This window comes from Thalassoroseus sp., assembly GCF_984380535.1.
The window spans coordinates 1-26,341 of the sequence record NZ_CFHRBF010000011.1; the positions used below are offsets into that span (position 1 = coordinate 1).

Genomic DNA, 26,341 nt, shown 5'->3' on the forward strand with positions numbered 1-26,341 from the left:
GTAAAACCGTGGGCATGCCACCCACGACGCTAAATCGATGCAATTTCCTGCAGTGCCACTCTGTCGGAAGAACTCCTCGATGGCAAAGCCCTCTACAGGCCATTCTATATCGCCATTGTCGACTGTCCTAAGGAAGCCTTCTCGAACAATCGAAGTTACCGACAGCATCAATGAACAACACTTACGTCCCCGGATTTGGTCTGCAACAAGCCATATCCGGGTTTTTTATTGGCAGTCATCTCTGAATACTGCTAGTTTGATCACAATGAAGAAATCTATTAGTCGCGCGGTTGCGACACCCCATCCAACGACACGAAGAGGTATTCGCCATTGTTCAACCCCGTGCAAGGAAGTGTGATTTTGTAAATTCTTTGGCACTTTGGATCATGCTCATCGTTTTCATATGGCTGGGAGGCAATCCAGAATCTGCGTTGGCAGAAGATGCACTCCCCTCCCGAAAGGAACTTCTTGCCACACCAATACCCGAGTGGCCGACCGAGCCGATGTCGAAAACTCAAAGGGCTGAAGCTGAGCATCACCTAGACACAATGATCAAAGCTGGCGAGCAAGCTTGGAGCGGAATCGTGACAGCCGAGGAAACGCGGTTTGGCGTACGTGCCTCTCCACGAGTCCCAAACGATTCCACTTGGAAAATGACCTTCGATCGAAAGCAGGGAACAATACGTTTCGAACGATCCCAAGGTCCAAGAAACTTGTTGTACATCGAGAACACGCAGGAAGTGTTGTTTCGCAACACGCTGATTGGCGACCGAGGACCCCGCCCGATCCATCGACATCCCATAGGCTGGAATCAAATTCCACTTGGAGGCCGTCCCCCCGATCTTCGCAATATCGCCATTGCAGGCTCAACAACTTATCTCTCTTCAAAATCCTACTCAAAATACCGTCAAGCACTGCTAACCAATGTTCGCCCTAGACTAGTGGGTCTTAGAAAAAACGACGCCGGTCAAATTCTATTATTCTGTGAACTAACCCCATCTCAAGTAATTCCCTCAATCAAAAATCGAAAGGTTCTCTGGGTCGATTCGAAAAGAAACGGAGTTCGTGTCCGAGATGCAAATTGGCATTTGTTTCCTGATGGTCGATGGCAGCTGACCAATGCCTCAGCCGTTAGTTGGGAGAAAGTCAATGATGTCTATGCCCCCAGCCAGTTCCGGAGTCTCGTCAACCAAAGCAGCATAAATGGCATTGAAGTCACCTTGGATTGGCAACTCGTCAACCAACCGATCTCTGAAGACACTTTTCATCTCGAAAGTTTAAATCTGCCAAACGGCACTCAAATTGTGAGCCACAAATCCGGACAACGGGTTGTCGAGTCGCGAGTTGGAGACTCGAATGAATAAATAGACTATGTCATCAATGCACAACTCAACATCGAATTATGACTTGCATTCCGACAGTAAGCTCAGATTTGTGCTCTCATGGTATAAAGCGGCGAGAATGGTGAATATCGTTGATCGGTGCACTACTAAGACTTTCGATTGTCATGTGGCATAGCGCACTCACGATCGATGGCCAAGCATGTTGACGTCCCGATCGGTTTATCGCACTGGCGAAGCCAGTGGCATGCAACTGTTGAAAGTTCAATTCGACAGTGCCACTCTGCCAGTCCGTTTTATCATTGATGATTCAATGAGCTACAAAAACGGATAGTTTACAGGAGTCCATCCATTTTCAATCATTCGCCCGTGGCACACGTGCAACAACTCTGCGGGCATTGACCGAAGATCCCAACCCACACTCAGCATCCCTTTATCTGGATAATCTCCAAACTGTGCTTGACATGTGATGTTGGCCGCGGCAACAGCGTGCACAGCTCTCAACATCCAGGCTTCCGAGAAGTGATTCTCTCGGTCATGTTTCGTTCTATTATACGCGTTATACCAATCCAGTGATTTAGTAGGTAATTGGCTGTTCCAGCCCTTGAATGGATATATCGGACGGACGTGCGGCGCAAATTGTATAACAACAAAATACTCTTCCAGTAGTAGCGGTTCGCATACTTTGAAGTAGTCACTGGTGGTGAACCTATCTCTTTGATAGCCATTAGCGCGTAGGACACCTGCCAAAGCAGATTCGACCTCTATGCAAGCTAGGACAATTAAGTTTCGTGATTCGTCCCCGTACGCTTTAAAATTATCTGGATGCGGATATATCGACTCAAAAAGAAGCTCCAACTTCTGATTAAGAATTCCCACCGAGCGTAACGTATTTGCATGTGCCAGATCGTCATCGGTACCATCAATTTTTACGAAAGGTCGAAACATTCGTCGATGATATTCGTTTGCCTTCAGTCTGCGTTTATGAATGTTTTTGACACTGTTGGCTTTAAGATATTCCTCGACGGACAAATATTTGTCGGAAGGACATTGTTTCGATTGATCCTGTGGACAGAGCCGTCCTTCTAAAGTACAGGCGAATCGCCAGTAGTAATTACCATTATGTTCCCAGCCGAGCACTTCTGAGTTGTCATCCGACGAATTACCGACGTAGATGTCCATCATGCTTTTCCTCGCATTCTCGTCTCACGGTAATGTGAACTGGCCTGTCCATTTGCCTATGTTGAGACGCGCAAACTACTCGTGGTTCACAATTTTAGAAATGTTATTAGAAGCGCACAACTTTTCTCTCTCCGGCAAACGCACTTCACTGACAAAATATCTCAGAAGAAATACGCTATTTCTCATTGTCAGGCGGCGTTTTGTTCCCAAAATGGTTGAGAACATCCTTCGAATGGTATCATTCTTGAGGGACGCCATTTCTAAATTACCGGCACCTGGATCTAAAATCGGTGGCGGATTGTCGAGGGGAGCTTTCACGATGTCACCGCGTAATACATTTTGTGGCCGAACACGTCGGGAATTTTTGCATCAGGCAGCTGGTGGGTTTGCCTCGGTGGCCATGACTGGTTTGTTGGCGAACGACGGGTTTCTGGCCAAGCAAGCGGTCGCGGCAGACGGGGTGACGCCTTATGTGAATCCGTTGGCTCCGAAAGCTCCGCAGTTCGCACCGAAGGCGAAGTCGGTCATCTTTCTGTTCATGTATGGTGGGCCTAGCCATATCGACACGTTCGATTATAAACCCGCCATGAACGGCATGGACGGCAAAACTGTCGATGTCAAAACCTTTGGTCGAGGTGGGCACAAAAGCCAAGGACGAATTGTTGAGCCGAAGTGGAAGTTTAAGCAGTACGGCGAATGTGGCAAATGGGTCAGCGATTTGTTCCCGCATTTGGCGGAGAAAGTCGACGACATCGCGTTCCTGCATTCGATGACCGCCGACAGCCCGATTCACGGGTCGGCCATGCTGATGATGAACTCCGGGAACATTCAAAGTGGACACCCGACGCTTGGTTCTTGGTTGACCTACGGACTCGGCAGCGAGAATGAAAATCTGCCCGGGTATGTCGTGATGCTCGACCCCACCGGTGGCCCGATTAGCGGTGCGAAGAACTGGACCAGTGGCTACATGCCCGCCACCTATCAGGGAACCACGATGAAAGCTGAGGGGGCACCGATTTTGAATCTGAAGCGTCCGCGGGGCATGTCGGAAGAGGTGCAACGCACGTTGTTAGATTCCCTCAGCAAAGCGAACAATTCGCACTTGTCTTCCCGGACAGACAACACCGAGTTGGCCGCCCGAATTAGCAGTTACGAACTGGCGTATCAAATGCAGCGGTCCGCTCCCGAGGCGGCCGATCTCGCTCAGGAAACCGAAGCCACGCAGAAACTGTACGGCCTGGATAGTCCTCAGACGGAAGAATTCGGACGGCGTTGTTTGCTGGCTCGACGGTTGGTTGAACGCGGTGTGCGGTACGTGCAACTGTACTCCGGTGGCAACCACAACGATGCCAACTGGGACGCGCACGGCGACTTGGAAAAGAATCACAACTACCATGCCGGTCGCACCGACAAAGCGATTGCCGGTTTGATTCAGGATTTGAAAGATCGGGGACTGTTCGATTCGACACTCGTGGTCTGGGGCGGCGAATTCGGTCGTCAACCGACGGCGGAGTATGCCAAGGGCACCGGTCGCGATCACAACTCTTATGGCTTCACAATGTGGATGGCCGGCGGCGGAATCAAAGGCGGCGTGAGTGTCGGAACGACCGACGAACTCGGATCACAAGCCGTCGAACGACCGCTTCACGTCAAACATCTGCACGCAACTGTCCTGCATCAGATGGGTTTTGATCCCAATCACCTCAGCTATTTTTATGCAGGTTTGGATCGCAAACTCGTCGGCGTCGAACACGTCGAACCGATCCACGAAATCATCTGAACCTCACGATTTTATACGTGATTGGTTTCTGCTTCTCGACTCATTTGATGAGCCGTTTGGCTCGCGGTTTGTTCTTAATTCTTTCAGAAAACAGGATGCGCTCGATGTCTTCATTCCGAATACGCAATGGATTTACGCTGATTGAATTGCTTGTTGTGATCGCGATCATCGCGATTCTCATTGCATTGTTGTTGCCGGCTGTGCAACAAGCTCGCGAGGCTGCTCGGCGAACGCAGTGTAAAAACAATCTCAAGCAATTCGGGATTGCCATGCACAACTATCACGATGTGAATCGAACGTTGCCGATCGGTTCCTTGCATGTCGGCAACAACTACGATGGTCATTCGTGGTACTCACGAATTCTATCCTATATGGAACAAGACAACCTGGCTGACACGGTCAACTATAGTGTGATTGTTGGAGGCAACAATAACCCGCAGTTGCGAACGAGCAAAATTGACGCGCACTATTGCCCCAGCGATATGCCGATCATGCAGGAAGAAGGAAACGCCACTTGGCAAATTTGGCGAACAAATTACGCCGCCAACTTTGGGAATACCGACTACGGTGCTCGTGATAAAACCGCCGGCGGTGTGACAGTGACCGGCGTTCAAGGACCATTCGGGCTCAACACGAGTTATGCCTTCCGCGATATCACCGATGGCCTTAGCAATACCCTGCTCATTGGAGAGGTTATCACGCCGAAGGACTTGGGATGGGGCGGATGGTATGGCGTGCCGATGTATGCCGGTGGCGCTGGCTTCACCACATTCAACTCCCCGAATTCCGCGGGACCAGACGAAGCGGCTCGTCAGTGCTACACAAACTTGGGCGGCGGAGTGAACGCGATTTGTAATGTCACCACTAGTGGCAACGATTTGGCCAGCGTTCAAGCCCAAGTCTTTACGGCTCGCAGTCAACACCCTGGTGGCGTTCAAGTCACGATGAGTGATGGGTCCGCCCGTTTCGTTTCCGAGAATGTGGACCTCAATGCTTGGCGAGCCGCAGCGACGGCTTCCGGCGGGGAAGTCAATAACCTCGACTAACTGGTGGCTTCCAGACGACACCCGTCCTACGTTTTTCTCAATGAGAGTTTCGAACGAACATGCAGTCGCGTTTTTCGATAGTTTTAGGACTGCTCCTATTAGGGGCAGGTTGTGGGGGCTCGACCGATGACAATCGCGTCTCGGTTTCTGGCGAGGTCCGGTTAGACGATCAACCGTTAACGGACGGCGTCATCACGTTCTTGCCATCAGATGGAAAAGGCCCGTCGGCGTCGGCGAAAATCGTCGGCGGTGAATACGAAACGAAGATCAATCCCGGTCCGAAAAATGTGTCGATTCAAGCGACGCAAAGCCAAACCGTATTTAGTGACTCGACGACACGAGAAGATTCACATGGAGGTGGAGGCGCGGAAACTCGCGGAGATTCCCATGGAGGTGGAAATGCGAGTGCGCCAAAACAACTGATCCCCGCGAAATACAACACCAACACAGAACTCACATACGAAGTGAAGCCGGATGGGAACGACGACGTGAATTTCGATTTGAAGTCGAAATAACTCGTCGTCAGGGGTTACTCCCCGTATTCGTCGGCGGCCAAGAGTAAACGGGACAGTGGAAGTTCGAAACCCGGCAACAACGGCGTGGAATACATTTCGTTCTCGGCGACGACAACTTCCGCGATTCCACGGAACACCGTCATCTCACGGCGGAACCGATCAATCACCCAATACTCTTGGATGCCAGCCTGTGCGTATTCGTCTCGTTTTTCCACATAATCGCGATGACGATCACGACGGGACGCCGACACAAATTCGATTGCAATCGTGGGAGTGTCGTTCAACGGATCAGGACGACGACCTAACCCGATCCACACTGCCCGATCGGCCCGCCGTCGATTCTCACCAATTGGAATTTCCTGCTCCGGTAGGGTTTCATCAAGTAAGAAACCATTGGAATGGTCTTCTTGAAATCGCAAGAGAAGATACCCAAGTTTGTCGTTCGGGCTACGTTCACCGGGGCCGGCGGGTGGGGTCACAACGAGTACTCCATGAATCAATTCGTAACGGTAGCCTTCCTCCCAGTCCTGAAGCGCGTCGTATTCCTCGGCGGTCAGTCGCATCCCGTTCGAGGTATGGTCGATGGATTGCGGTGGGGTTTGGATATCGGTGATACTCATAGCTGGCAACCATTGGGAACGATGGAATGATCATCGGCAGCAACTATTTATTATCGGCTGAGAACGAAAGATTGCCAATGCGTTTTCTCATTCTTTGTTTGGCGTACATCGCGGTTCAGGGGCCCGTTTGGGCTCAGGACGACGGTGCGGTTCAAGTGGATTTCAATCGGGAAGTCTTGCCGATTCTGGCAAAACGGTGTTTTCACTGTCACGGCCCGGATACGGCGGAATCTGGGTTGCGGCTCGATAACCGGGAGGGCATCGTCCGCGAGACCGAAACCGGCATGCACGCTGTCGTTCCCGGCAAACCGGACGAGAGCGAACTGCTCGTTCGCATCATGGAGTCCGACGAATCATTGCGAATGCCTCCGGAAGGCGAACCGCTGACAAAGTCCCAAATCGAAACCCTGCGAAACTGGATTCAAGCAGGAGCCGAATGGAAGAAGCATTGGGCATTCGAGAAACCCACGCGGCCGGAAATTCCGACCGTGAAGAACGAAGAATGGGTGTCTTCGCCGATTGATGCGTTCGTGCTTTCGCGGTTGGAAGCAGCAGGTCTCACGCCCACGGAACCGGCCAACAAGGTTCAACTACTGCGACGTGTGACGTACAACCTGACCGGTTTGCCCCCGACTCCGAAGGAAGTGGCAGACTTCCTCGCCGATGACTCACCGACCGCGTATGAAGCGGTTGTCGAGCGTTTGCTTGATTCCCCGCATTACGGCGAAAAGTGGGGGCGGGCGTGGCTTGATCTCGTGCGGTACGCCGAGACGAACAGTTTCGAGCGAGACAACCCCAAACCGAATGCTTGGCGATACCGTGACTATGTGATTCGTTCGATGAACGAAGACAAACCCTATGACCAATTCATCCGTGAACAACTCGCCGGTGATGAGTTCAGCGATCCGACCGTCGAGGAAATCGTGGCGACCGGTTATTACCGACTCGGTTTGTGGGACGACGAACCCGCCGATCCGCTGTTGCATAAGTTCGACCAGTTCGACGACATCGTTCGCACGACCGGCGAAGTTTTTCTTGGTCTAACGGTCGGTTGTGCACGGTGTCACGATCACAAAATCGATCCGATTCCACAGGCCGACTACTACAGCTTCTTGGCGTTCTTCCGGGGCATGAGTGAATACGGTAGCCGAGGGGATGAGCGCTCCAACAGTCAGTGGGACATCACACCGCCCGATATCACGAAGAAGTACCAAGAGCTCGATCGTAAAAAAGCCGAACTGACCGAGAGGATGCGGGAAATCGAGCAGCGTGGCATCGTGAAAATGTCCGCCGAGGACCAACGGGCGACTGAAGGTCGTCGTCGTGAACGAGTCTTGCAGAATAAGCTCCAACAGCACCTCAGCGACGAAGATTGGACGCATTATCAATCGCTCAAAGCCCGTTTTGAAAGCGTCGAGCGAGAGTCTCGTGAACTGCCCGATCGAGCAGCGGCGCTGGCGGTCGTCAAAGTGGACCGCGAACCGCAGGCCACGAACATTCTACTGCGTGGCAGTCCGCATGCACCGGGTGATGTGGTGCAACCATCATTTCCGTCGATTTTCGGGGATACCGAACCGAAGATCGAACCTAACCCACGCTCCTCAGGCCGCCGAACTGCGTTGGCCGATTGGATTGCCTCCGACGATAATCTGCTGACCGCTCGTGTCATGGCGAACCGAATTTGGCAGCATCACTTCGGACGGGGCATTGTGAAAAGTCCGAACAACTTCGGTTTGCTCGGGGATCCGCCAACGCATCCGAAGTTGCTGGATTGGTTGGCAGCGGAACTTATTCGACACGATTGGCGGTTGAAAGCCGTCCACAAGGAGATTTTGTTGTCGTCCACATACCGGATGTCTTCAAAGGCATCTCCGGAAGGGTTGGCGAAAGACCCCGGTAACGACTTGTTCTGGCGGTTCAACATGCGACGACTGACGGCGGAGGAAATCCGCGATTCCGTCTACGTCGCCACTGGCAAGTTCAATCCGGAAATGTTCGGACCGAGCATCTATCCGCAGATCTCCGAAGAGGTGCTCAAAGGCCAATCGCGTCCGGGAGCCGGCTGGGGCAAATCCACTCCCGATCAGGAAGCCCGTCGCAGTATTTATATTCACGTGAAGCGGTCGCTCGTCACGCCGTTGCTTTCCGACTTTGACGTGGCCGATACCGACAACACCTGTCCCGTGCGTTTCGTGACCGTGCAACCGGCTCAAGCATTGAATCTGCTCAATGGCGAGTTCTTGAATGAACGGGCGCAGGATTTTGCCGCCCGCGTGCGTCACCTCGCTGGTGACGATCATGCCGAGCAAGTCCGCGTGGCTTTGGAATTGGCATTGTCGCGACCTCCACAACCGGACGAGATCGAATGGGGCGTGGAACTGATTCAAGAACTCGACACTGACCGCGGACTGTCCAAAACGGAGTCGCTGAAATACTTCTGCTTGGTCGTTCTGAACCTGAACGAGTTCATTTACCTCGATTGATCGCAACAGGCTAGTGGCAAGAGTCGCGTGGCCAGAGCCGGAAGATTGATGACGTCTTCCGGCTCTCGTCTCCTGAGCCTTGCCTCGTCGCAGACTTTCGTTATTACTGGAAGACTGTGATAGCCTTTTCATTCGATCATCGAGGACAATATGCGATTCCTGCTTGCGCTTGCCGTAGTTGCGGCTTCTGTTTCCCATTCCGTTGCGGCGGAACCGCAAACGTTTGATGTTGTCATTTACGGTGGGACGAGTGCCGCGGTGATGGCGGCCGTTCAAGTCAAGCAGATGGGTAAGTCTGTCGTCATTGTCTGCCCGGACAAACATCTCGGCGGACTGACATCCGGCGGACTGGGGTGGACCGACTCCGGCAAGAAAGACGCCATCGGCGGGTTGAGTCGGCAATTCTACCACCGCGTTTGGAAGCACTATCAAGACGCGGACGCCTGGACGTTCGAAGATCAAAGCAAGTTCGGCAATCGCAACCAAAGTCCGCCCAGCAAAAACGGCGACGGCAGCACCATGTGGGTGTTCGAACCGCATGTCGCCGAGGCGATCTTCGAAGACTTTATCAAAGAATACGACATTCCTGTCTATCGAAACGAATGGCTCGATCGCACATCCGGCAAGGGTGTGAAGAAAACCGACGGACGGATTCAGTCGATCACAATGAAATCCGGCAAGACGTTCGCCGGCGATATGTTTCTTGATACGACTTACGAAGGCGATCTGATCGCAACAGCCGGTGTCGATTACCACGTCGGTCGCGAAGCGAATTCGGTCTACGGCGAAGAGTGGAATGGTATCCAAGTTGGCGTGTTGCACCATGCCCACTATTTCAATAAGCCCGTCGATCCCTACCGGACGCCCGGCGATCCAGACAGCGGTTTGCTGCCCCACATCAGTTCTGAACCACCGGGAAAGAAAGGCGAAGGCGATCACCGGTTGCAGGCATATTGTTTTCGCATGTGTCTGACAAACGTTGATGAAAATCGCATCCCATTCCCCAAACCAGACGGTTACGATCCGGCGGAATACGAACTCCTCGCCCGAGTGTTCGAAAGCGGTTGGCGACAGGCGTTCAATAAGTTCGACCCGATTCCGAATCACAAAACCGATACCAACAATCACGGCCCATTCAGCACCGACAAGATCGGCGAAAACTACGATTACCCCGAAGCGAGTTATGAACGCCGAGCCGAGATTATCAAAGAACACGAGGACTACCAAAAGGGTCTGATGTACTTCTTGGCGAACGATTCGCGTGTCCCGGAAGACATTCGTTCGAAGATGGCGACGTGGGGACTCGCGAAAGACGAGTTCACCGACAATGGCGGTTGGCCGCACCAAATTTATGTTCGGGAAGCTCGCCGGATGATCGGCGATTATGTGATGACCGAACACGATGTGCTCGATCAAAAAGTCACGCCAAATTCCGTTGGCATGGGTTCCTATACGCTCGATTCCCACAATGTGCAGCGGTACGTCAAACCTGATGGTTTCGTACAGAATGAAGGCGACATCGGCGTGCATGTGCCGCGTCCGTATGAAATCAGTTATGGCTCGATCGTGCCGAAGAAATCGCAATGTGAAAACTTGCTTGTGCCGGTTTGCGTGTCTTCGAGCCATATCGCCTTCGGTTCGATTCGCATGGAACCGGTCTTCATGATTCTCGGCCAATCCGCGGCGACGGCAGCGTGCATGGCGATCGATCAAGAAGTCGCCGTGCAAGATCTTCCCTACTCCGATCTGCGTGAACGACTTGTCAAAGACGGCCAAGTTCTCGAACTGACCGATCCCGACGCGATTCTCTCTCGAAAACTTCCCGGTGTTGTTCTCGATGATCGCGTGGCCGAGAAAATCGGACATTGGAACGGTTCGTCCGCGAATCGACCGTTTGTCGATGCAAACTACCTCCACAACGACAACACCGAACAGGGAAAGAAATCGATCGTCTTCGAAACCGAGTTGAAACCCGGTCGCTATGAAGTTCGTCTGTCTTACCCGGTGAATAACAATCGTGCGACAAACGTGCCCGTCGAAATCACGCATGCCGATGGCACAGCGAGCAAGACTGTGAACCAACGCCGCAAACCGTCGATCGACAATCTCTTCGTGTCGCTGGGAACCTATAAGTTCGGTAACTCGGCCCGGGTTCGGATCGGTACCGAAGGCACGGACGGGTACGTGATCGTCGATGCCGTCCAATTCCTGCCAGTTGAGAAGTAACTCCTTCGGGAACTTTGTCGGCTAAACTGTGTTTAAGCTTTTCGGTGTTTAGGAAGGACGTGGAAAACTGTTGTTTCACGACTCCTTCGAAGCAGACACCGCGACGATCATGCATAAACCGCTTTAGCCAAAATTCCCTGTCCGGACGCGGGCGAAAATCGGTATCCTTGAATGATGAGGCGGGAATTGTCCGTTGAGACATGTTCACGTATGATAGACATGGGCTGACGCGACCATTCCAGCGATCCACATCTTCGTGAATACCTGATTCAACGAGGTTGAAAATGCGTAGTCTAGTCACCCTCGTGGTTTTCGTCGTGCTCGGGACGGAACTTGTCGCGCAAGACGATCCAAAGCCCGAACGGCAGATCAAACCGATTCTGCGGATGAACTCGGATTCTCCGTACTTGGCAATCAATGCCATGCTGTTTGATCGAGAGGGTCAAAAGTTACACGCGGTCGGATGGAACAAACGCGTCCAGACTTGGAAATTGGACGCAAATGCCAAGTCGCTGTCCGCCGACCCGCAGGATTTGCTTGAAGTCCCGATTGGTCCCGGTCGTCAAGGAAACCTGAATGCCATTGCCATCTCGGCAGACGGGCATTGGGTAGCTGTCGGCGGCCGGAGTTTCGGTCAGCATGAAAGTGCCTTCGACAACGATGGGCTGATGTGGCCGGTGGCGGCTCAATCCGACGAACAGTTGGAAGCCCAAGGCGTGATCTTCGCCCACAACTTGCAAACCGGGCGAACCCTGCGGTTGCAGGGAACACGCGGAGAAGTGTTGTCGTTGGAGTTTGTGGACGGAGGTCAAGAAGACGATCCCCAACTGGTCTCGTTGGCGTTGGAGTTCGATCGGCAGGAAGCGGAACTTTCCGGCACCCTGCGGTTGTGGAACGTCAATGAAGCCGAGTGTATCGCGGTGAATGAATCGCTCCCGAAGCCGCGAGACGGTTCGCCTTTCCAGATGGCGGTTTTCCAAGCTGGTCAACGTGATGCCGTTCGTGTCGCGGTGACGTGGGGAGACCATCTGGTTCGGGTCTGGAACCCAGCGAACAACAACGTCACGCAACATCCGTTGGTCAATGCGTACGCGATTGCGAGTTTGCCAGCGGGAGAATTAGTCAGCAGCGAACAAGGTGCGATTGGCACATGGAGCCCAAGCGGAGGTTTCACATCGAAGGTGTCGTTGCCGGATGGTCGCGTGCCACTTCAATTGCAAACCTTCCGAAGCGGCAACAAATCGTATGTGCTCGCAGTGTGCTTCCACCGTTCTCGACAACTGCAAATGGTGCTTGTCGATGCATCGGGGGCGAACTGGAAAATCGCGTCGGAATTCGTGTCCATTGGAAGCATGAGTGCTCGTCCGTTTTGTGCGGTCAACGGGCCAAACGGCGTGATCGCGGTCGCACCGAATGGGGACGACACCGTTCGGCTGTTTCTCGTGTCGGACTTGTTGAAGAAACGAAACGAGCCGCATCAAGTCTTGAAGTCGTCGGTCGTTCGTCATTCCACCGTCGAGTTCATCCGCAAGGATAACGATCTCGGTTTGCGGTTGGGTTCGCAAGACCCCGAGGGTGATCAAAAAGGCGTTCTGAGTTGGTCGTTCGACTTCAACCTCACTAAAGGCCGTATCGTCCCGAAGCCGAACAACGACCCTGCACCTGCGAACGACGAGTGGAAAATTTCGAGTGCCAAGCTCAACGGTTGGCAGGTTCAGCGGACCGAAGCCAGCAAAATTGTGGTGACATCGCCCGGTAACGACACCAGCACCATTTCGTGGTCGGATTCGCTTCGATGGACCGCACAGGCTTTTGTGCCACCGGTCGGACAGCAACCCGCGTTGTTGGCGGTAGCGTTCAACCGGATCGGCGAACCGGTACTGAATATCTATAACGCCGAAACTGGCGAACGTCTCAGGCGGTTTTACGGGCACTCGGCGTTGATTCGTGGTCTCAGCTTCGAGCAGAACGGCGAACTGTTAGCCACTGTTGCTGATGACCGCACGACTTGTGTTTGGTCGCTCAAAGATCTTTCGGAAACCATCGGCGAAGTCGGGTTACTTCCGGGAGTTGTCGCAACGATGCGAGATGGCCAACTCGTCATCGACCGCTTCGAGACTCCAGCTTCTGAGGAACTCAAGAAGATTCTCGAAGAAGACGACGTCATCGAACATGCGGTTCTCGCTGGCAAGACTCGCACATTTCCCACCGCACAGCACTTCTATTGGTTGGTTTCCCGAATCAAACCCGGTCGGCAACTCACGCTGGGGATTCGTCGGGGTGATAATGCGGTTCAAGAAAAGAACGTGACGGTTGGGCAGGCGGTCGATGAACGCAAACCGTTGTTTTCGCTGCTCTTTGGACGCAATGCCAATGCAGATTTGGAAAGCCGACCGTGGATTGGATGGAGTCCGGTCGGACCGTTTGAGTCGAACAATCAGCAATTCGAAAACCTTGTCGGTTGGCACTTCAACACGAAAGACGACGATCAACCGGCCGATTTTGTTCCGATTGCTCAGTACCGGCCTGATTTCTTTGGGAATGGGTTGTTCAAAGCGTTGATCGAGAACGATGGTCCCCCGGCGGTTTGGCCGCCGCGTCCTGAGATTTCTGAAAGCGACGTTTACCTGATCGACCCGAACGGTGAGTTCTTTCCGACGGACCGACACGGTCATGTGATCACACGCGACGTGCCGGCACGAGTCGTGATTTCGTTGCCAGCGGTCAACCCGCGGAGAGTTCAGTCTTTGGAACTCAAGCGGGGGAACAAAACGGTCGGTACATTCGAACGCTCTCAAGAAGTTGAAGGCGAGTTCGTGGTCAACTTGGATCCGAACGATTGGGACGCTGGCCCGAACAACATCCAAGTCGTGCCGAAGATCGAAGGTGATGAAACGCCGCGAACTCTCGAAAAACGAATCGTTTTGCCAAAGCGTGTCCCGAATGCCCCACCACCGGCTGAACTTTCGCCGGAAATGCCTGGGATTCGCATCGAAGTTGCCGAGGCGCTTCAGGAAATTATCGCAGGGAATGAGCCGTCGGCCGTTCCGGTTGTCGTGCGATTCGATAAGCCCGCACCGGTGGCCTTCGACATTCGCTTCGACAACAACGAGAAGCCAATCCTCAAAGACGAAAAACCATTTCAGCAAACCGTTCAAAAAGGCGACCGAACGCTCACGCAGGAAGTCCCGTTGGAACCAGGTGAGAACGTACTGACTGTCCGGTTAATCGGCCCGAACAACGTCGAACGAAACTCGAACTCCGTGCGAGTACAAGTCCTGCGATTGCCAAGCGTGTTGGAACTGTCGGCCCAAACCGCTGACGATCCCTGGGCGAGAGTGACCTCGCGTGTGCGATCGGAGTTGCCTTTGGTTCATCTGCAATTGCGGAATAATCAGGACGTGTTAGTCGACAGTGTTCCCCAATACGAACCCGACCCAAATGTGCAGATTGCCGCAACCGAGAAACCTGACGAGTGGATCGTCTCCATCGACAATGTGCCGTTAGACGAAGGCACGAATGATCTAAAACTGATGATCTGGAACACCGATGGTGCCTTGCAGAAAATCGTGCAGACGAGCGTCGAGTGGGAGAAACCGTTACCGCCCCCGCCCCGCATTCAAATCGCGTTCGGTCGGACCGACACGGTGGATACTTATCATCCCGAATTCCGGTTTACGGTCGAAACCGAAGCCAAATTGAATCGCGTGCAGATTCGCAACAACGGCGGTTCCTACTTGAACTTGGACATTCCACTGGCAGTGGATAACAAATACACCTTCCGCCCAAAATTGCAGTTTCAGCAGGCATCGAATCAGGTTGAGTTGCTTGTCGTTGACGAGCACGGCAGCATGGACCAACGTGAGATTCAATTGTCGGTAGTGCACCGGGCGGTGCGTGTGGTGATCGACAAACTCGTGTCGTCCGATCGCACGCAAACCGCGGTGCCCGAAGGCGACGGACAATTTCTCACGCTGGAAGACACACCAGCAACCCCCCGCTGGACTCTGCACGGTCGACTGATTCTGCCGACAGACAAGCAAGACCAAGGCCGTTTACCCGACGTGTACTGGGTGAAATGCTGGGTCAACGGGTTCTTGCAGAAATCCGTACGGGTCTCGCGGCAGAACGCCGTCGATGGGGCGATTCCGTTTACATCGGAGTTTATTCTCAACCGGAAGACGTTCAATCGGATTGTGCTCGAACTACCTGATGCCCCCGATCACGAAGCCATTCTCGTGACCGACTGTGCCAACCCGGAAACACGACAGAAGTTGCATATGTTTCTTGTGGGTTTGAATGAAACCAACGGCGAGCAATTCGTCTCCGATGCGAAACGTGCGTTTCAAGTGACGCTCGATCAGGCACCGGCGTTCAATGAAGTCATTCCCTACAAGCCGCTAATCGATCAATTCGACCCTGCGGAGTTCAACAGCTATCTGCTTGAAGGCATGCGACGTGTGAAGTTGCAGAACGCCGACGAGCCGTCACTCGATGTGATTCTGTTGTATTACCGAGGCATCGAAAGTTCGACGTATGCTGGTCAATTCGCGTTAGCGACACGGATCAATCAAAGCAACGGCACCCCTGCCCAACACTATGAAAGTCAACGACTGGCGCGAATCATGGAGCGGGCACCGGGTGCGCATTTGGTGATGCTCGATGTCATGCGTCCGGATGGCCGCCCGACCGATCAATGGCCAAGCATTGCCCACTTGGGTGTCATCCGGGCGATTTGGTTCGATCCCGATTCTCCGGACAACCGCACGCTATTCGGAATGATCACCCAAGTCCTTCCGCAAGCAACACGAATCGGTCGCTTGGTCGAGGAAATCCGATCGCGATTTCCGGAGACGAGTTCGCTCGATTCACAGATTCCCCAAGAGCTTCAAGACCTAGTTCTTGGAGACGAAGGGACGTAACTTACGTTCAAACAACAAGTTTCGATCAATGCGGAGAGTCATTCACGACTCTCCGCATTTTTTTCGGTATGAATGCCAGGGGATCGGAGGGGCCATTCAGTAGTGATCAAAGTCACAACCGTTACAACCGGACCGACTTTGTACACTCGCCCACACGAACGTCCACTTTGCCACAATCAGTGCGACCGGACTGACCGATTGAATGACAACAGCGGCGAAAACGGCATGATCGGAATCGCCCGTATTTCACTCAGAACAAGGTCGTTCGACAGGAGTCCGGCATGATGCCATTTTCAAAACAGTTGACCCGATGGTCGGCAGCCGCCGCTTTTGGGATGTTCGTGACCGCGGGTGGAGCCTCTGCCCAGCAACTGCCCGCTGGCTGGAAGCCGTATACGCCGCACCCAACTAAGGGAACGGGTTACGCGACACAAGTCGGCCACAAGTGTGCCGTCCCGCCCGTGTATCAACCATACATGGAACCGGTTCCGCCGGGCCAGGAAATGATGCCGGGAACCATCCCGCCACAGATGCCAAGCACCCAAGATCCTACGGTCCCACCGAGCCCATCGACGCAAGACCCAACGGTTCCCCCGGTGGCCCCACCGACCACCCAAGACCCGACGATGCCTCCGATGACACCGGATCCGGTGACGCCCCCCGCCGCTCCAACGCCGCAACCGCAAGCTCCGGCTCAACAACCGTTAGACTTGTCCTTCGATAGTGGTCTCGCCGCTGGCGGAAACGAAGTGGCCTTCAATGCTGCTCCGCCGATGCAAGGCAACCTGCTTCGAGCGTACCGAGGAATTACGTTCCAGTATCTTCTCTCGGGTGACTTGGCCGCGACGAACCAGTCCGGAACGGTCAACTTCCGCAACACCAAAGTTTCGGAAAACAACCTCGCGATTCCAGTGGATCGCTTGGCCTTCCGTTACCAATACTTCCACAACGCGTTGGATGTCGACGGCTTAGGCTTCACCGGCGGATCGATCTCGGGTGACGCGGAATCGACTCGTGCAATCGGTGAAGCCATCGGAGCATCTCAAGCTTCGATCGCGAATGTCGAAAGCATCGTCGGACCGAACTTCGTCCTGCAAGCAGACCAAGAGTTTGCTCAGGTCGGCCCCAAAACGAAGTCTTACGACGTGCACCTTTACACGTTCGACTTGGAAAAAACCTTCCTCGATGGTTTAGCGTCGGTCCAGGTTCGTGTGCCCTTCGCCGATACGCTGTCGTCCGATCTCGACTTGGTCTCCGGTGTGCAATCCGGAAGTCGTCCCGGTTTTCAATTGAATGGAAACCCCGTCACTGTGCCGGCCAACGGGATCACGGCTACGCCGAATCAAACCCTTGGTTTCGACGAGGTGGAATTCCAAGACATTCAGTTCATTCTGAAAGGGATTCTCTATCAGTCTGTGGATCGTCGGCTGACCGTTTCCAGTGGTCTGGGTGTGACCGCTCCGACTGGTCCTGATTTGAACGTGCGAGTCGTTGACTTCAGCAACGACGATCAAAACGTCAACACGACCAATGACCTGCGGTTCGCCGTCTTCGGTAGTGGACCCGGACAAACCCAAGCCCTGACGCAAGGCTTCTTCCCGTTGGCAGTTGACCAACGGACACGGACCTTCCGTATCGAGAACGAAACCTGGGGATTGTCACCGTTCATGGCGGTTACGAGTGTTCCCACGGACCGCTGGTACTTCAACGGGTTCTGGCAAGTTGATGTCCCGTTGAATTCCAGCAGTTGGCAATACACCGAACGCGATGTGGACTTGCAAGGTTTCAACCCGTTCCTAGCTCCAGAGCCCGTCGAACAGTTCAGTGCACGTCAGTCGGGTGAAATCGATGACCAAGTCTTGATGCACCTCGATATCGGGGGTGGTTACTGGCACTACCGTGATCCCTGTGCAAAGTACCTCACCGGATTGGCTTCGTTGTTGGAACTTCACTACACGACCACGCTCAACGATGCGGACGTCGTCACGGTGAATTCGACGCCGATCCGAGGCAGCTCCCTCGATTCCCTGGAAGCGAAACCCCGTATCGGGAACATCGGCAACCGTGTCGATATTCTGGACCTCTCGGTTGGGGCTCACGCTCTGATCGGTAGCAACATGCTGCTGACGACCGGGTACAACATGCCATTGCGTGATGACGAATTCGATCGCACGTTCGATGGCGAGTTCAGCGTGATTCTGAACGTCTTCCGCTAAACCGCCTTGGGCTTTCTGTCTCGGCGACGGACCGATCAACTTCACGTTTGATGGACTTCCGCGAGACAGGAAGCGAAACGAGAAACTGAGTATCGTCTGAAGACATCTTGATCTGTCTTCCCTGGCCGGTCGTTCGGTTGTTCCAACCGAGCGGCCGGTTTTCGCATTGCTACCACACAGTTCACTTCACTTCCAACACCACACGGAAAGTGATGTAGTTATCCAGACCACTCCACGCCGGATAATCTCTTGAGGCGTCTGTGCACTCCCATCGTTTTTCCGAGAAGTAGTGACTGCCCCGCACGATGAAATCCAGCTCGAGTCCGGTCGGGGGCATGCCTTTATCGTAGTTGTCAGCGGTCAGAGTGATTCCCTCGATAGCCGTGCACGTGAACTCCGCACCGTTGCCGGTCATGTCACGAATCCCGAAGATACTGACATCATCGACCGCTTCACCGACTGGTTTCGGTCCTTGTGGTCGATTGATAACAATGTCGAGTTCCTGGCCGTCTTTCGAATTTTGAAACGGACCTGCAGTGGGTCGGTCTTTCGCTTCGCATCCGGCGGCGATGTTCCATTCTTCCTTGGTTGGTAGCCGTCCGCCGAGCCAAATCGCAAACCGAAACGCATCGAGGTGATGCACGTTCAATACGGGGAGTCGTGCTTGAGGGCCAGACACACCCAGCGGTTTGCCCCCGACCGTCGCGCCCATCCTCCAGGTCTGCTGTTGATCGGTCAGGGAGTCTTCGTTCGTCTTGACGAATTCGGCAAACAGATCGTTCCAGACTTCGGTTTCCATCATGTAGAAACTGCCGTTGAATTCGTTGTCCGGGCTGATCAGTCGGAACGGAATGCGAACGTCTGCCACTTCGATCCCGTGTCGATCTTTTATGACTTGCTTGATCGATAACTCGACTCGGTCGTAATAATACACCGAGAAGACAGCGTTAACAGCTAGCTTCCGAACCTTGGCATCTGGAGTGGCGTGGGTGTATTTCGGAAGTTGCACGTTAGGGATATTATTGGGTGCCCCGCCCTGTTTGACATCGTCGCCTTTCTCACCACCAATCGGCTTACGGCTTTCGAGCAGTTTGACAAAACCCTGGTCGATGTCTTTGCCAATTTTTACGGTGAGATCCAACGCCGAGCCCGGCGGATCTTGTTGCGACGTGAGTAGAAGGACCGCCAAAACGACAAACAGTCCTGCGACTGCCGCGAATGTGATCGGTAGCAGCGAACTTTGTTTGGGCCGAGTTCGGCGAATGGTGCCGGTCTGTCCGACCCGTTGTGTTCCACCAGTGGAATCGGGGGTGCTGTCGTCACGGGAGCCCTCGTCGGTATCGTCGACAACAGCCGAACCTGGACCGGGGCGTGAGCCGCTCGATCCTGGAAACTCCTCGTACTTCGGGAGTACCGATCCCGAACTGGGGAGTTCCTCGGTGACGGTATCAGGAGGGGCCAATTCGGGATCGTACGATCCTGAGTCACTGGGGTACCCCTTAATGAGTCGATCGATGTCGGGTAACCGCGTGGAATCCGAGTGTGCAGCGAAGTGGTCTAACGCCTTGATCAGGGACTTCCAAGTTTGGAACCGGTCATCAGGGTTTTTGGCAACCATCTTCGCGAAGACGGCATCCAACTCCTCCGGGACATCGGGGCGAATTTCACGCAGCGACGGAATCGGCTGCTGCACGTGAGCCAACATCGCCGCCATGAAGTTGTCGGTCTCATACAATGATCGACCGGTCAGCAAGTAATAAAACGTGCAACCGAGGCTGTAAATGTCGGACCGGTGATCCGCCATTTTCGCATTGGAGGCCTGTTCGGGGGCCATGTAATCCACGGTGCCCATCGTCGTATTGACGACGGTCAAGCTTTGCTCTGGTCGCTCGTCGCCGACTAGATCTCGCTTGGTAGCCACCCGAGCCAAACCAAGATCGAGAATCTTGACCGTCTGCATTCGGCGGATGAATTCGTCGTCCGCGTCTCCCAACTCCAACATGAGGTTGGAAGGTTTGATGTCTCGGTGGATCACACCTTTGCTGTGAGCATAACCGAGACCGACGGCCGCCTCGATCATCAACTGCAATGCAGCCTGAACTGCCATGGGGCCGTTATCTGCAACCAAGGCTCCGAGGTCCCGGCCTTCGACAAGCTCCATCACCAAGAACGGAGAGCCTTGATGCTCGCCCGCATCGTACGCCATGATGATGTTCGGATGTCGCAGTCGGCCTAACGCGACGATTTCCCGGTTGAAACGCTCCAAACCCTTCGCACCGAGATTGTCCACATTCCGCAGCATTTTGATGGCGACGGTCCGTTCGACTCGGCAGTCGAACGCTTTGTAGACCAGCCCCATGCCACCACCGCCGACGTAATCGCACAAGAGATAACGATCGTCGAGAACCAGCGGCTCTTGCTTCAAACCCAGAATCACGGCACGTTGGAAGTCCGTGATTCGCTGTTGTAGGGTTTGTTCGGCCAGGAACGTTTTGAGCGCAGTTTCATCGTCCAGATTGATATCTGGAATCGATAGCACACCGAGCTGAACGAGTTGGTCCAGAAACTCTTTCGTGTGGCTCATGTTCGAGGCAAACGGATGAACGTCCGTTTAAGAGAGGTTGGCGAGCACTAAATATATCGCACCACTGTATACTATGATCTGGCACGGAAACGTGAAAGGTCATCATGGAATCGGACACGCTCGCCGGACTGTTCGAAACTGGAGCCCTTCCTTTCAATCTACAGATACCCCTTCCAAACCCAAAACGGATCAGGAAGTCGGATTTCTACGGAGTTTTCACCACAAATCCGTGTGGAATGACGGGAATACCACCTAGTCACAGATAAAACGCCCGCTCGATCAGGGCGTTTCGTGTTGGGTGAGGTCCAGCAATTTGACATTGCGGTACCACACCGGATGCCCATGATCTTGGAATCCCAAATATCCCTTGTGCGGCCAATCGGCGACGGGTTTCTTGTACTTAGCGAATTTGTGCGACGTTCCATCCGGGCGTTTCCCGACCTCGGTGAACTCGGAAAGATTGACGTCGGTCGTCAGCTTTCCGTTAACGCTGACCTGAACGCGTGCTCCTTGACACTTGATCTGAATCGCTGTCCATTCGCCGGACGGGCTGGCCGCGTTCATCTTGGGTTTGGCGAGGTCGTAAATGGCCCCAAAATCGTGATAACCCGTACCATCACCGGTCATCACTTGCATCTCGAAACCGGTTTGCACGGGGTCCTTTGGGTCGGCAACGCGGAAGAAAATGCCGCTGTTGCACTGCTCGGGCATTTTGACGTCGCATTTCAGAATGAAGTCGCTAATTGGTTCTTTGTGGAGAATCAGATACCCACCGGATTTGTAGGGAACCATGGCGTGCTGTTCGATCGGCGAGGCAATCTCTTTGCCGTTGTTGCACATCCAACCGGTGTAGTCTTTGCCATTAAACAGCAACTGCCAGCCGGCTTTTCGCTCTTCGTCTGTCAGCGTATTCAGAGGTTCGGCCGCCAATCCGGTCGTGACGGAGGCAAACAGTACCAAACCCAGTGACAATCCGATTTTCCCAGCAGTCATGTTTTCAGTGCTCCAACAGGAGTTGATCGTTTCGTAAGTGGCTGATTATAACAAATGAGGACAGGTTTCATGTTCGCCAGTGATGCGAAAATCGCCGGGGGCGGCGATCAACCAGGCGGACCGCTTAGCATCGTTTGTCGATCCGCGATCCGAGTCACCATCGGCAGAATCAGTTTTCGCAGCCGATCGCGACCGTAATCGACTTCGGTCATCGTGCTGAGAACCTGTCGAAGGACATCTTCCATTCGCATCAACTTCAAACCATCTTGACTGAGGACACGCATGCTCCAGTCAGGAAAGTTCCGTATTCCGATCTGTCCCAAATCGATTTCGTTGAACACATCGTGACGTTGATCCATTCGAATCTCGTCCATCAATCCGTTCAACGCAACGAGTGGTCCTTCCAAATACTGAAAGAACGACCCATCCTGATAACACAGATAACCGGTGATCCGTAGGCTCACGTTTTTCCGGCCAGCGCGTTCGCCCAATTCTTCGAGCTCATCCCATGTGAACTCTTGATTGGCTCGGCTCGCATAGGCAAGGGAATAAACTGGCATTGGTTCGGTAGCCTTAACTAGAGGCGATGCAACTGGCCCGTAAACCAACCACACCAAATTATCGTTCGTTCATCCTAACGGATGCAGAACGAGCTCAGCAATGATCAGGGAAAGTTCAGATTGCCGCGATCCGGTGCTTGGGACCGTTCCGGACATTCTGTAGACTGTGGACGTTATCGTCCTGAAACTGCCTTTACGAAAAGTGTTGGTGTCCGATATGACGGTCGATTCGACTCCCGAATCTCCGAGTGAAACCGTCGGCGAACCTTGTCCGACACCGCTGTCAACGAGCGCTGTCTTGGACGAGTTTCGCGTCAAAGCCGCTGCGTGGACGGTCTCGACCGGTGGCCAAGAATGGACCGGACGTGTTTGGGGCAGCGGTCCGGCGTTGTACTTTCTGGGTGGATTTCTCGGAGACGCCGAACAGTTCGCCTTTGTGACGTATCTCCTCAAAGACGACTTCCGATGCGTGATGATCGAACATCCCCAGAAGTTGCCAGCCCCGACCGCTTGGGCAAACAGCATCGTCGCGATCGCGGACGAACTCGGTGACGACACCTGGATGGTTTACGCGACGTCGTTTGGTTGTCTGCCGACTTGGCAGTTACTCGCCTCGTTTCCACAGCGATGTACCAAGGCAGTCGTGCAGGCCGGGTTTGCGAGTTGGCGGATGGCAATCGCGGAACGGTTTTTGTCGATTGGTGCCACTCTTTGGCCGGGACGGATGGCATCCCTTCCGGGACGAGAGGCGATTGCACGACAAAATCATCGATCGTGGTTTCCGCCCTTTGATCATGTGCGTTGGCCGTTCTACATCGAGAACAGCGGCCAAACGCCCGTTCGCTCGTTGAGCCGACGAACGCGTTGGGCACACCGATACGACTTGCGTTCGTTGCTGTCTCACATTCAGCAACCGATTCTTGTCATCCGCACCGAAGGCGACGGCGGCGTCTTGACGGCTCGCCAGGAAGAACTCCTCGCGAATTTGCCCAATGCGTGTAGCGAGAAGTTGAACACCAGCGGGCAACTTCCGCATATTACGCATCCCCATCGCATCGCCAAATTGATTTCCAACTTTGAGGACCCGTCGGCATGACCGCCCCCGATTCCAATACCGAACTGCCGGAGCCGCTCGACGTGATCGCTGTCGGAGCGCACCCCGATGACGTCGAAATCGCCGTCGGGGGAACACTGGCCCGACTCGTGCAGCAAGGCTATCGGGTGGGAATCATCGACCTGACCGACGGTGAACCGACACCGCTCTCGCCCGGTCCCGAGGTCCGTATGCAGGAAGCCGAAGAAGCCGCTCGGATTCTCGGCGTGCATGTTCGGCATACGTTGGAACTGCCGAACCGTCGGCTGTTCGACAGCTTCGAATCTCGCTGTGAGTTGGCGAAGGTGTTTCGACGTTATCGCCCGAAGATCGTGATGGGCATCGCCGAAAAAACACCGATGGCATCGCCCGATCATTGGCAAGCCATGCAGATCACCGACGCGGCCGTGTTCTATTCCCGGCTGACGAAATGGGACGAGCACTTCGATGGTTTGCCGGTCCATACAATTCCCAAGATGATTTGGTATCCGCTCGGTTTTCACTCGCTGCACCGAACCGACGGCAGCGGGCAATTCGTGGCAGACATTTCCGAGACTTTGGATTTGAAACTCAATGCCGTGCGGGCTTATCGCACGCAGTTTCCGCCGTCCAAAGAACGCGTCTTCCGCATGGTGGAAAGCCGTGCGTATCACCTCGGAACAACCGCCGGATTCGTGGCTGGAGAGTTATTCATCACATCGACTGCAATGGGTGTGCATGATGTGGTGCAGGCATTGTTGCCGACCGAACTCGGTGTTTCTCCGCGTGATTGACGAAGCAAACCCTTTTGCGTTCGTCCGCGACCGTTCATCTCAGATCGTGTTACCGTCTGATGTTGCGTTTCCTGGGTTGCATGCGATAATGTCTTGTGACTCACATCCTAAAAAAATTGTTATGGACGTGTAGACCGACCAACTTGGCCTCGATCTGAGGTCGGAACTATCATCGTTAATGTCCTGTTGCAGATCCGGCAGTCGCCATGATTGAAATTCGCAGCGGATTTGTCAGCATCACCGGCAATTTCCGCGATAACAACGAAGATCGAGGTTTCGTCGATCCCGAGGGTCGGTTTTTCCTCGTCGCTGACGGGATGGGCGGGCAGTCCGCGGGTGAGAAGGCGAGCGAACTCGCCACCGAATTGATCTCCGAGAAGTTCGAGCAACTCATCGATTTCCACAGCGGTGAAACCGAAGAGGTTCGCCGAGCCATCGATGAAGCTGTCGCGTATGCCAACGACGAAATCATGGCGCTCGGCAAAATCGAGCCCGCGTTTCATAACATGGGCACGACGATCACTTTGGTCGTAAAAGTCGGTCAACGCTTGTTTGCCGCCGGTGTCGGGGACAGCCGGATTTACTTGTTCCGCAACGGCCAATTGGAACAACTCACCGAAGACCATTCCCTGACCGAAGCCCTTCGTCGGGCGGGAACGATTACCGCCGAAGACGCGAAGACGCACCGCTATCGCAACGTGCTCTATCGGTATCTCGGCACCAAAGAAGGCAGCAGCGGTACTGAGGCAAAAGAACTTGAACCGCAAAAAGGCGATCGGTTCCTGATGTGTTCCGACGGTGTCACCGATGGCGTGTCGGACGACAAACTCACGGAAATTCTGACGCAGAATTCCGATCCGCAAGCCGCCGCCCAAGCCGCTGTGGACGCGGCTCAAGAAGGCGGTTCGAAAGACAACATCACCTGCTTGATTCTCGATGTCGTCTAAATCCGAAACAACCTCTGCAGCATGTCCGGTCGGCACCGATGTGGAGCACGCCGCTCGTTTGTTGGCCGATGGTGGCGTTGTCGCGTTCGGCACTGAAACGGTTTACGGCTTGGGCGCGAATGCATTGAACCCACATGCGGTTTCGCGCATCTTCGCCGTCAAAGAGCGACCGCATTTCGATCCACTGATTGTGCATCTCGCGAGTTTCGACCAACTCGACACGGTTGCGGAACACGATAATCCCTTGGTCGAAAAATTGGCAACTGCATTCTGGCCGGGACCGCTCACGTTGGTCCTGCCGAAGAAACCGATCGTGCCCGATCTGGTCACGTCAGCATTGCCGACCGTCGCGGTGCGAATCCCGGAGCATCCACAGGCCCGGGCCCTCATTGCTGCCGCGGGAAAACCGATCGCCGCTCCCAGTGCCAACCCATTCGGACGCATCAGCCCCACCCGGGCCGAACACGTCGCCGAGCAACTCGGTTCCAGAATTGATTACATTCTCGACGGCGGCCCGTGCCGAGTTGGTGTGGAATCGACGGTACTCGATGTCTCCACGAACCCGCCGACATTGCTACGACCCGGTGGCGTGACTGTCGAAGAGTTGGAACAAGTCATCGGACCCATCGCGATGCCTGTGACAGCGGATGAATCCCACCCGTCGGCACCGGGAATGTTGCCAAGTCATTACGCCCCTCGCACACCGCTGCAAATTCGAGACACGACCACCGCAGCGGATTCGACACGCCGATTGGGACTACTCGCGTTCGAAGAACCCAGCTCGCGCGACGGTTGGCAAGTGGTCGAAGTGCTGTCGCCGACTGGTGATCTTGTCGAAGCAGCCGCGAACTTCTTCGCCGCGTTACGGCGACTCGATGCCCTCGATCTCGACGGAATCGTCGCCGACTCCTTCCCTCAACACGGACTCGGTCGCGCCCTCAACGACCGTCTGAAACGTGCCGCCGCATAGATCACAATCCACGCGTAGATCACAATCCAAACGTGTGCCACGGCTCTATGAGCCGTGCCGAGCGATTTGACCGATCGGAAAGCGGGGTGGG

General features: G+C 54.2%; 16 protein-coding genes. 11 read left to right on the top strand and 5 right to left on the bottom strand.

From position 1 onward, the window contains the following. Positions 1 to 1,658 precede the first annotated feature (1,658 nt). Positions 1,659 to 2,525, bottom strand: coding sequence for a hypothetical protein (locus tag AC5DDB_RS15970; RefSeq protein WP_491740739.1), 867 nt, complete (start codon positions 2,523 to 2,525; stop codon positions 1,659 to 1,661). Between the two features lie 316 nt (positions 2,526 to 2,841). Here AC5DDB_RS15970 and AC5DDB_RS15975 point away from each other — a divergent pair, with 316 nt between their 5' ends. The 3 genes from AC5DDB_RS15975 to AC5DDB_RS15985 all read left to right on the top strand — a co-directional run bounded on the left by AC5DDB_RS15975 (position 2,842) and on the right by AC5DDB_RS15985 (position 5,863). Next, complete coding sequence (locus tag AC5DDB_RS15975) at positions 2,842 to 4,302, top strand: DUF1501 domain-containing protein (RefSeq protein ID WP_491740740.1); 1,461 nt, start codon at positions 2,842 to 2,844, stop codon at positions 4,300 to 4,302. A 104-nt stretch (positions 4,303 to 4,406) separates the two neighbouring features. After that, positions 4,407 to 5,348, top strand: coding sequence for a DUF1559 domain-containing protein (locus AC5DDB_RS15980; protein WP_491740741.1), 942 nt, complete (start codon positions 4,407 to 4,409; stop codon positions 5,346 to 5,348). Positions 5,349 to 5,407: 59 nt separating this feature from the next. After that, complete coding sequence (locus AC5DDB_RS15985; protein ID WP_491740742.1) at positions 5,408 to 5,863, top strand: hypothetical protein; 456 nt, start codon at positions 5,408 to 5,410, stop codon at positions 5,861 to 5,863. A 14-nt stretch (positions 5,864 to 5,877) separates the two neighbouring features. On the opposite strand, the gene AC5DDB_RS15990 is transcribed toward AC5DDB_RS15985, so the two are convergent. After that, on the bottom strand, positions 5,878 to 6,483 hold the full coding sequence (locus AC5DDB_RS15990; RefSeq protein WP_491740743.1) for a Uma2 family endonuclease: 606 nt from the start codon (positions 6,481 to 6,483) through the stop codon (positions 5,878 to 5,880). A 77-nt stretch (positions 6,484 to 6,560) separates the two neighbouring features. Between AC5DDB_RS15990 and AC5DDB_RS15995 the strand changes: the two genes are divergently transcribed. The 4 genes from AC5DDB_RS15995 (at position 6,561) to AC5DDB_RS16010 (ending at position 18,330) form a co-directional block, all read left to right on the top strand. Next, on the top strand, positions 6,561 to 8,966 hold the full coding sequence (locus AC5DDB_RS15995; RefSeq protein WP_491740744.1) for a DUF1553 domain-containing protein: 2,406 nt from the start codon (positions 6,561 to 6,563) through the stop codon (positions 8,964 to 8,966). A 150-nt stretch (positions 8,967 to 9,116) separates the two neighbouring features. Then, positions 9,117 to 11,192, top strand: a complete 2,076-nt coding sequence (locus tag AC5DDB_RS16000) for an FAD-dependent oxidoreductase (RefSeq protein WP_491740745.1) — start codon at positions 9,117 to 9,119, stop codon at positions 11,190 to 11,192. Between the two features lie 284 nt (positions 11,193 to 11,476). Then, complete coding sequence (locus AC5DDB_RS16005; protein ID WP_491740746.1) at positions 11,477 to 16,114, top strand: WD40 repeat domain-containing protein; 4,638 nt, start codon at positions 11,477 to 11,479, stop codon at positions 16,112 to 16,114. A 281-nt stretch (positions 16,115 to 16,395) separates the two neighbouring features. Further along, positions 16,396 to 18,330: a hypothetical protein gene (locus AC5DDB_RS16010; RefSeq protein WP_491740747.1), complete on the top strand. Its 1,935-nt coding sequence runs from the start codon at positions 16,396 to 16,398 to the stop codon at positions 18,328 to 18,330. A 181-nt stretch (positions 18,331 to 18,511) separates the two neighbouring features. On the opposite strand, the gene AC5DDB_RS16015 is transcribed toward AC5DDB_RS16010, so the two are convergent. The 3 genes from AC5DDB_RS16015 to AC5DDB_RS16025 all read right to left on the bottom strand — a co-directional run bounded on the left by AC5DDB_RS16015 (position 18,512) and on the right by AC5DDB_RS16025 (position 22,467). Beyond that, on the bottom strand, positions 18,512 to 20,914 hold the full coding sequence (locus AC5DDB_RS16015) for a protein kinase domain-containing protein (RefSeq protein WP_491740748.1): 2,403 nt from the start codon (positions 20,912 to 20,914) through the stop codon (positions 18,512 to 18,514). A gap of 279 nt (positions 20,915 to 21,193) precedes the next feature. Beyond that, positions 21,194 to 21,907, bottom strand: a complete 714-nt coding sequence (locus AC5DDB_RS16020) for a 3-keto-disaccharide hydrolase (RefSeq protein ID WP_491740749.1) — start codon at positions 21,905 to 21,907, stop codon at positions 21,194 to 21,196. 107 nt (positions 21,908 to 22,014) lie between these two features. Further along, positions 22,015 to 22,467: a BLUF domain-containing protein gene (locus AC5DDB_RS16025; protein WP_491740750.1), complete on the bottom strand. Its 453-nt coding sequence runs from the start codon at positions 22,465 to 22,467 to the stop codon at positions 22,015 to 22,017. Positions 22,468 to 22,684: 217 nt separating this feature from the next. On the opposite strand from AC5DDB_RS16025, the gene AC5DDB_RS16030 reads away from it, so the two are divergent. From AC5DDB_RS16030 to AC5DDB_RS16045, 4 genes are all read left to right on the top strand, one after another. Then, positions 22,685 to 23,563 carry an alpha/beta fold hydrolase gene (locus AC5DDB_RS16030; RefSeq protein WP_491740751.1) on the top strand — a complete coding sequence of 293 codons (879 nt, stop codon included), beginning with the start codon at positions 22,685 to 22,687 and terminating at the stop codon, positions 23,561 to 23,563. Further along, positions 23,560 to 24,333 carry a PIG-L family deacetylase gene (locus AC5DDB_RS16035; RefSeq protein ID WP_491740752.1) on the top strand — a complete coding sequence of 258 codons (774 nt, stop codon included), beginning with the start codon at positions 23,560 to 23,562 and terminating at the stop codon, positions 24,331 to 24,333. Before AC5DDB_RS16030 ends, AC5DDB_RS16035 begins: the two co-directional genes overlap by 4 nt. A gap of 206 nt (positions 24,334 to 24,539) precedes the next feature. Next, positions 24,540 to 25,280 carry a PP2C family protein-serine/threonine phosphatase gene (locus AC5DDB_RS16040; protein WP_491740753.1) on the top strand — a complete coding sequence of 247 codons (741 nt, stop codon included), beginning with the start codon at positions 24,540 to 24,542 and terminating at the stop codon, positions 25,278 to 25,280. After that, positions 25,270 to 26,250 (top strand): L-threonylcarbamoyladenylate synthase, encoded by a 981-nt coding sequence (locus AC5DDB_RS16045; RefSeq protein ID WP_491740754.1) that lies wholly within the window; start codon positions 25,270 to 25,272, stop codon positions 26,248 to 26,250. The genes AC5DDB_RS16040 and AC5DDB_RS16045 overlap by 11 nt, the downstream gene beginning before the upstream one ends. Positions 26,251 to 26,341 lie beyond the last annotated feature (91 nt).

Bases quoted from the DNA above. Each gene is read 5' to 3' on its own strand.
- AC5DDB_RS16015 (WP_491740748.1), bottom strand. From the start codon at position 20,914: ATGAGCCACACGAAAGAGTTTCTGGACCAACTCGTTCAGCTCGGTGTG.
- AC5DDB_RS16045 (WP_491740754.1), top strand. From the start codon at position 25,270: ATGTCGTCTAAATCCGAAACAACCTCTGCAGCATGTCCGGTCGGCACC.
- AC5DDB_RS15980 (WP_491740741.1), top strand. From the start codon at position 4,407: ATGTCTTCATTCCGAATACGCAATGGATTTACGCTGATTGAATTGCTT.
- AC5DDB_RS15995 (WP_491740744.1), top strand. From the start codon at position 6,561: ATGCGTTTTCTCATTCTTTGTTTGGCGTACATCGCGGTTCAGGGGCCC.
- AC5DDB_RS15970 (WP_491740739.1), bottom strand. From the start codon at position 2,525: ATGATGGACATCTACGTCGGTAATTCGTCGGATGACAACTCAGAAGTG.
- AC5DDB_RS16035 (WP_491740752.1), top strand. From the start codon at position 23,560: ATGACCGCCCCCGATTCCAATACCGAACTGCCGGAGCCGCTCGACGTG.
- AC5DDB_RS15975 (WP_491740740.1), top strand. From the start codon at position 2,842: ATGTCACCGCGTAATACATTTTGTGGCCGAACACGTCGGGAATTTTTG.
- AC5DDB_RS16000 (WP_491740745.1), top strand. From the start codon at position 9,117: ATGCGATTCCTGCTTGCGCTTGCCGTAGTTGCGGCTTCTGTTTCCCAT.
- AC5DDB_RS16010 (WP_491740747.1), top strand. From the start codon at position 16,396: ATGATGCCATTTTCAAAACAGTTGACCCGATGGTCGGCAGCCGCCGCT.
- AC5DDB_RS15990 (WP_491740743.1), bottom strand. From the start codon at position 6,483: ATGAGTATCACCGATATCCAAACCCCACCGCAATCCATCGACCATACC.
- AC5DDB_RS16040 (WP_491740753.1), top strand. From the start codon at position 24,540: ATGATTGAAATTCGCAGCGGATTTGTCAGCATCACCGGCAATTTCCGC.
- AC5DDB_RS15985 (WP_491740742.1), top strand. From the start codon at position 5,408: ATGCAGTCGCGTTTTTCGATAGTTTTAGGACTGCTCCTATTAGGGGCA.
- AC5DDB_RS16030 (WP_491740751.1), top strand. From the start codon at position 22,685: ATGACGGTCGATTCGACTCCCGAATCTCCGAGTGAAACCGTCGGCGAA.
- AC5DDB_RS16025 (WP_491740750.1), bottom strand. From the start codon at position 22,467: ATGCCAGTTTATTCCCTTGCCTATGCGAGCCGAGCCAATCAAGAGTTC.
- AC5DDB_RS16005 (WP_491740746.1), top strand. From the start codon at position 11,477: ATGCGTAGTCTAGTCACCCTCGTGGTTTTCGTCGTGCTCGGGACGGAA.
- AC5DDB_RS16020 (WP_491740749.1), bottom strand. From the start codon at position 21,907: ATGACTGCTGGGAAAATCGGATTGTCACTGGGTTTGGTACTGTTTGCC.